Origin of the sequence: Streptomyces sp. CB01881, from assembly GCF_002953255.1 — a bacterium.
Classification (GTDB): Bacteria; Actinomycetota; Actinomycetes; order Streptomycetales; family Streptomycetaceae; genus Kitasatospora.
Genome location: NZ_CP026498.1, coordinates 962,289 through 968,852 on the forward strand (window position 1 = coordinate 962,289; position 6,564 = coordinate 968,852).

Genomic DNA, 6,564 nt, shown 5'->3' on the forward strand with positions numbered 1-6,564 from the left:
TGATGTTGTAGGGACATCACGCCGTCGGCGCCGATGCCGAACAGCTCGATGGCATTGCTCGCAGCGTTGTAGACGGCGGAGGGGCTGCCGGTGAACTTGTAGCCGGTGTCGAGGGTCGACCAGCCGCTCCACGTGCCGCCGTTGACGTTGTAGTTGTGCGACATCACGCCGTCGGTGCCGACCGCGAAGACCTCGGTGACCTTGGTGACAGGGTTGTACACCGCCACGGGCCTGCCGGTGAAGTGGTAGTTGGTCCCCAGCGTGGCCCAGTCGCTCCACGCCCCGCCGTTGGTGCTGTAGGCGTGGGAGATGACGCCGTCGGTGCCGGTGGCGAAGACCTCGGCGGTCTTGGTGTCGGCGTTGTAGACGGCGGTCGGGGTGCCGGCGAACTTGAAGGTCCCCATCGTTGACCAGCCGCTCCATGCGCCGCCGTTGATGTTGTACATGTGCGACATCACGCCATCGGCGCCGATGCCGAACAGCTCGATGGCATTGCTCGCCGCGTTGTAGACGGCGGAGGGGCTGCCGGTGAACTTGTAGCCGGTGTCGAGGGTCGACCAGCCGCTCCACGTGCCGCCGTTGAAATTGTAGTTGTGCGACATCACGCCGTCGGTGCCGACCGCGAAGACCTCGGTGACCTTGGTGACAGGGTTGTACACCGCCACGGGCCTGCCGGTGAAGTGGTAGTTGGTCCCCAGCGTGGCCCAGTCGCTCCACGCCCCGCCGTTGCTGCTGTACGAGTGCGACATCACGCCGTCGGTGCCGATCGCGAACACCTCGGCCGTCTTCGTGTCCGGGTTGTAGAGGACGGGTGCCGCCGCCGAGGAGGGAGCCGTCGTTGGGGTCGGGGTCGGCATCGGGGTGGGGTCCGGGTACGGGTTGGTGCGGTCGGTAGCCAGGCCGGTGCCCGGGCTGCAGGTCCACGCCCCGGCACCCTGGTCGGCGAGGATCTTCTCCGCTATCAGGATCTGCTGCTGCTTGGTCGCGAGGTCCGGGCGGGCCGCGTACGCGGTGCCCCCGTAGTACTTCCAGTTGCTCAGGCTGATCTGCAGGCCACCGTAGTAGCCGTTGTTGGTGTTGATCGACCAGTTCCCGGTGCTCTCGCACTGGGCCACCTTGTCCCAGGTCGCCACCGAGGCGGCGTTCGCCTGGCCGGCGCCGAGAGCGGCCGCGGCGACGACCAGTCCGAGTACGCCAGCGGCGGTGACGCCCAAACGGGTACGGGCGGAGCGGGAGGGAGTGCGGGTCATTGGAAGGTCCTTCGGGAAGTCGTGGGAGTCGGGACGGTGGCCGCGGCGGCCGGGCTCGGATGGATCCGGCCGCCGCGGGGAGATGACCTCGGATCAGTGGGTGCTGAACTTCCAGGTGCCCGGCGCGTACCAGCTGCTGAAGGGGCTGCCGATGCGAATGTCCTACGTGGCCGGGCGGCGATCACCGGACGGTGCGGTCCACCGCTTCCGGCGGCTCTGGGGGCAGGTAGCACCGGCGGAGCAGGGGCGAGGTCCGGTAGCTGCGGGAGATCAGGCTTTGGGCGCGGCCTACGGCGTCCGGCTGGTCGGATGGGTCCCGGCTGAGGAGGTAGACGAGGAGGTCGATCCAGTCATACGTGGGCTGTGCGCTGGCGTGCTGGAGTCCGTCGGCGGGTTCGGCGTGCGCCCACAGGGCGTCCACGCCTCGGCCGCCTCGTTCGACTCCGCCGCCGCACCGGGGTGTCGGCGTTTCAGGCTGGCGTAGACGATGCCCATCCGCGGGCTCAGCCGCCCCGGCCGAGGCTCGCCTGGACGACCCGATGTGCACCATTCGATGCGGAGGCGTCAGCGAGCCTTGGGCAGGGCCCGACAGCAGAGTCAGGCCCGATTGCGCGAACGACGGCTGCCCGTGGGCAGCATTGGCTGGAGCGGAGTCCGGGGCCCGCCAGGTGGTTTGTCTGGCGGGCCCTACGGTCCTCCTCCGAGGCGAGGGGGTCAGCTGGTCTGGAAGTTCCAGGTGCCGAGGGTGGTCCAGTTGCTCCAGGGGCTGCCATTGGTGCTGTAGGCGTGGGAGATGACGCCGTCGGTACCGGTGGCGAAGACCTCGGCCGCCTTGGTGTTGTTCTCGTAGACGGCGGTCGGGGTGCCGGCGAACTTGAAGGTCCCCATCGTTGACCAGCCGCTCCATGCGCCGCCGTTGATGTTGTACATGTGCGACATGACGCCGTCGGTGCCGATGCCGAACAGCTCGATGGCATTGCTCGCAGCGTTGTAGACGGCGGAGGGGCTGCCGGTGAACTTGTAGCCGGTGTCGAGGGTCGACCAGCCGCTCCACGTCGTTGACGTTGTAGTTGTGCGACATCACGCCGTCGGTGCCGACCGCGAAGACCTCGGTGACCTTGTTGACGGGGTTGTAGGCGATGGCGGGGGTACCGGTGAAATGGTAGTTGGTCCCCAGCGTGGCCCAGTCGCTCCACGCCCCGCCGTTGGTGCTGTAGGCGTGGGAGATGACGCCGTCGGTGCCGGTGGCGAAGACCTCGGCGGTCTTGGTGTCGGCGTTGTAGACGGCGGTCGGGGTGCCGGCGAACTTGAAGGTCCCCATCGTTGACCAGCCGCTCCATGCGCCGCCGTTGATGTTGTACATGTGCGACATCACGCCATCGGCGCCGATGCCGAACAGCTCGATGGCATTGCTCGCAGCGTTGTAGACGGCGGAGGGGCTGCCGGTGAACTTGTAGCCGGTGTCGAGGGTCGACCAGCCGCTCCACGTGCCGCCGTTGAAATTGTAGTTGTGCGACATCACGCCGTCGGTGCCGACCGCGAAGACCTCGGTGACCTTGGTGACAGGGTTGTACACCGCCACGGGCCTGCCGGTGAAGTGGTAGTTGGTCCCCAGCGTGGCCCAGTCGCTCCACGCCCCGCCGTTGCTGCTGTACGAGTGCGACATCACGCCGTCGGTGCCGATCGCGAACACCTCGGCCGTCTTCGTGTCGGCGTTGTACACACTCTGACCGGCAGTCGCAGCAGCCGCCACGGGCGCCGGAGCCGGCGGCGGCGCATCGGCGGCGATGTTGTTGTAGCGCAGGCCGAAGTAGCCGCTTGCCGGGTGGCCTCCGATCTGACCGTCACCACCACCGTCGAGGTAGTCGGCGGTGGAGAAGGTTCCGGTGGCCCGGCTGCCCTCCGCTATGTACTGGAACTTGTGGGCGGCCTTGTCGACCCAGTGGTCGAAGAGAATGACATGGCCGGAGCCGAGGATGTTCCCGTCATGCGGGTCGTTGTCGAGTGCATCGCCCGGCTGGAGGTCACTCAAGGGGATGCGCGTGGTCAGCGATCGGCTGTCAAGGCTGTCCGTGTTCTCACTGCTGCTCAGGTGCCAGGCCATGGAGACGAATCCGGAGCAGTCCTCACGGTACCCACCGTAGTAGCCGCCTTGGTCGTACGGGACGTGCTGGTTGAGCCATGCCTGGGCGCGCTCCATGACCTCGGTTCGGGTGATCGTGCCGTCGACGGAGGAAGCCGCCTGGGCAGGAACCGCAGTAAGCGTCGCGATCGAAAGGCCGGCGCCGAGCAACCCGGCAGTGCAGCGGAGGGCAGTGGAGCGGGAGCGGGACAAGGGGATCTCCTTGAGGGGTGGCCCAGGGATGGGTCGAAGACATGGGAGGCGCCGAAGGGCGCGGGGCAGCCGTGGCCGCAACAGGTGGCTCGGGCACCGCACTTCTGGCCGCGCCAGGGGCCCGGATGCGGGCTGGAGGGTGCGGGGCTGGTCGGGCGCGGTGCGCTCAGCAGGCGTCGAGGCCTTCGTGTGCCGTGAGCGGCACGGGCGGTAGGTAGTTCAGGTTGAGCCAGGGCGAGCTCTGGTGGCTTCGGGTGATCAGGGTGCGGGCGCGCTCGACGGCGTTGGGCGTGCCGGGAGAGTCCAGGGTGAGGAGGTAGAGCAGGAGGTCTACTCGCCCGGGTTCGGGGCGTGCGCTGATGTGTTGGAGTCCGTCACTGGGCACGGAGTGGGCCCACAGGGCGTCCATGACCTCGGCCCTGCCGTTCGACTGGACGGCTCCGCCGGGCTGTCGGGGGATCAGGCTGGCGTAGACGATCTCCACCGGCTGGCTCAGCCGCCCCAGCCGAGGCTGTCCTGGGACACCGCCGGGGCCGGGACGGCGACCGGGGCGGCCATGGCGGCGGAGGGCGCGAAGATGATCGCGGTGAGGGCGACGGTGGCGACCGCGGTGGCCTGGGCGATACGGGTGCGGAGCATGGTGGGAGTCCTTCGCTGCTGGGGTGTGGCTGTCCTGTGCCGGCAGGCGCCCCGCGGTTGGCGCTTCGTCCGGTTGCCGTCCCGGGGTGTTCCCTGGCGGCGATGAACAGCTTTGCGGTTCGTTGGTGCTGTCGGAAGGTGTTCTGACTGTCGCCTGTCGGACTGTCCGAAGCCGGACACGATGGCGTGACCCTGACAATTCGACGCCCCCAATGGCCTGCACCGCAATCCCCGCAAATGTGGCGCAAGACGGCATTAACGGTCCGAATGGATCTTGAGCGAAGCATCGAAGAGCTGTTTGGATGCAGTGAGTCGCTTGCGTGTCCGAAAGGGACCGACGAACCGTGGGGGGACGAATGTTCGAGGTATTGGGGCTGGCCAGCGGGGCCGCGGTGGTGTACCAGGCCATGCTCGACCATCCCGGCTACAGCGTGGACGACATCGCCACCCACTGCGGCCTGACCCCCGTACAGGTGCACGACCACCTCGACGAGCTGAGCCGGCTCGCCCTCGTGCGCATCTCCGCCGAGTGGCCCGGGCAGTTGCGCGCGGTGAGCCCCGAGATCGGCCTGGCCGACATCCTGGCCCGCCAGGAAGCCGAACTCGCTGACCGCCAGGCCAAGTTGGCGGCCTCACGCGCCGCCGTCACGCGCATGGTCGCCGCGCGTGCCGAGCAACGCTCGACCCACGGCGAACGCCTTCTCGGCATGGACGCCATCCACAGCCGCCTTGAACGGATGGGCCGCAGCGCCACCACCGAGGTCCTCAGCAGCCAGCCCGGCAACCAGCGCCCCGAGGACCTCACCGCCAGCCGCCCCGCCGACACCGAGGCGCTCGGGCGCGGCATCACGATGCGCACCCTCTACCAGGACGCCACCCGCAGCCAGCCCCACGTGGCCACCTACGCCCACTGGCTGCTCAACCAGGGCAGCGAGGTCCGCACCGCCCCCACGATCCCCCAGCGCCTGATCATCGTCGACCGCACCCAGGCGCTGGTCCCCATCGACCCCGCGGACAACCGCAAGGGAGCCCTGTACGTCACCGAACCCGGCATCCTGGCCACCCTGCTCGACTTTTTCGAACAGGCCTGGAACGCGGCCGTCCCCCTCGGCGCCACCCGCCCCAAAGACCCCCAGACCGGCCTCACCCCCACCGAACGCGAACTCCTGCGCCTGCTCGGCTCCGGCCTCACCGACGACGCCGCCGGCCAGCGGCTCGGCATCTCCTCCCGAACCGTCGGCCGCCACATGTCATCGATCATGGAACGTCTGGACGCCAGCAGCCGCTTCGAAGCGGGCATCAAAGCCGCCCACAAGGGCTGGCTCTGATCCACCCGGTGCCGCGCCCGCTTCGCTGCCTCTGCCAGGACTGCGGGCCGTGCCGCAGAGCCGCCGGGGAGGGCACGGCTCTGGATCAGGGGGGCTATCACGATGCGGGCCCGGCTGCGCAGGCTGCGCGAGCAGGGTCTGGCCGAGGAGCTGGTGCTTCCCAAGTCCGGGCGGGCGAAGGGCTGGTTCCTGACCGAGCACGGCGCCCGGATCGCCGGGGTGTTCCCCGAGGTGGCGGACATCCGACCCAGATCGGACCGGCGAGCTACGAGTTCGGCTCTGCTGGAGGCGAGCAGGCCGGGCAGGTGGTCTTCGATCGCCTGGTGGCCGAGGCCGATGACCGCAGCGCGTCGTTTCATGCGCGGACTCCTTCCGCTTCGTGAAGGAACTTGTCGGTGCACGACGAGTAGAGCCCAACTCGCGGTTACCATCCAGGCGTTGTCCGTAGTCCCGGGGTTGTCCCCCCATGGCTCGCAGTAGGCTCGCGGTCACCGTCGATGATGGAATTGGCCCCGTGGACGACCAGATCAGGCACCCCCTCGCGTACGCCCGCGCGCTTCGCGGCTGGTCCCAGACCGACCTCGCGGCCCGCATCCACCACGCCGCCAGGAACAGGCCCGAGGGCCTTCGCTCCGGCACTGACAAGGCGGCCGTCAGCAAGTGGGAGAACTGGCGCAAGACACCCAGCTTCGAATCCCAGCTTCTGATCGCCGAAGCCTTCGACGTTCCGATCGCCGATCTGGAAGCCTTCGTGTGGCCTCACTGGCTGCCAGGGCAGGAACAGCCGGTGCTGCTCGGATCGGCGTTCACCGTCCTCGCCCTTCGAGATGCACAGAGAGCCGCTATGTACCACCGCCGCCGCACCTTCATGGCCCGTCAGCGCGCTCGCGCTGGCCGGGCTCTCCACCAGGGCCGTTGCAAAGTCCTGTGATCTTGTGGTCGCGCTGGTCAGGCGATGCCCAGTAGGTCGAGCGGGCGGGTGAAGGGCTCGTAGGAGGCGTGCCGGATGCCG

6 protein-coding genes are annotated in these 6,564 nt (G+C 68.5%); 2 read left to right on the forward strand and 4 right to left on the reverse strand.

Annotated elements, in window-relative coordinates:
- From C2142_RS04425 to C2142_RS04440, 4 genes are all read right to left on the reverse strand, one after another.
- On the reverse strand, positions 1-1,250 hold a 1,250-nt coding region (locus C2142_RS04425), incomplete at its 3' end, for a transglycosylase family protein (protein ID WP_148642181.1).
- A 181-nt stretch (positions 1,251-1,431) separates the two neighbouring features.
- Entirely contained in the window at positions 1,432-3,585 is a 2,154-nt protein-coding gene (locus C2142_RS04430; protein ID WP_148641176.1) for a hypothetical protein, read from the reverse strand.
- Between the two features lie 166 nt (positions 3,586-3,751).
- Positions 3,752-4,069, reverse strand: a complete 318-nt coding sequence (locus tag C2142_RS04435; RefSeq protein WP_148641177.1) for a hypothetical protein — start codon at positions 4,067-4,069, stop codon at positions 3,752-3,754.
- Between the two features lie 8 nt (positions 4,070-4,077).
- Entirely contained in the window at positions 4,078-4,224 is a 147-nt protein-coding gene (locus C2142_RS04440; protein WP_153882753.1) for a hypothetical protein, read from the reverse strand.
- 356 nt (positions 4,225-4,580) lie between these two features.
- On the opposite strand from C2142_RS04440, the gene C2142_RS04445 reads away from it, so the two are divergent.
- Both C2142_RS04445 and C2142_RS04450 read left to right on the forward strand, forming a co-directional pair.
- Positions 4,581-5,552 (forward strand): LuxR family transcriptional regulator, encoded by a 972-nt coding sequence (locus tag C2142_RS04445; RefSeq protein WP_148641178.1) that lies wholly within the window; start codon positions 4,581-4,583, stop codon positions 5,550-5,552.
- Between the two features lie 514 nt (positions 5,553-6,066).
- Positions 6,067-6,483 carry a helix-turn-helix transcriptional regulator gene (locus C2142_RS04450; RefSeq protein ID WP_148641179.1) on the forward strand — a complete coding sequence of 139 codons (417 nt, stop codon included), beginning with the start codon at positions 6,067-6,069 and terminating at the stop codon, positions 6,481-6,483.
- Positions 6,484-6,564: the final 81 nt, after the last annotated feature.

Excerpts from the sequence above, each read along its gene's own strand:
- C2142_RS04445 (WP_148641178.1), top strand. The coding sequence starts at position 4,581 with ATGTTCGAGGTATTGGGGCTGGCCAGCGGGGCCGCGGTGGTGTACCAG.
- C2142_RS04440 (WP_153882753.1), bottom strand. The coding sequence starts at position 4,224 with ATGCTCCGCACCCGTATCGCCCAGGCCACCGCGGTCGCCACCGTCGCC.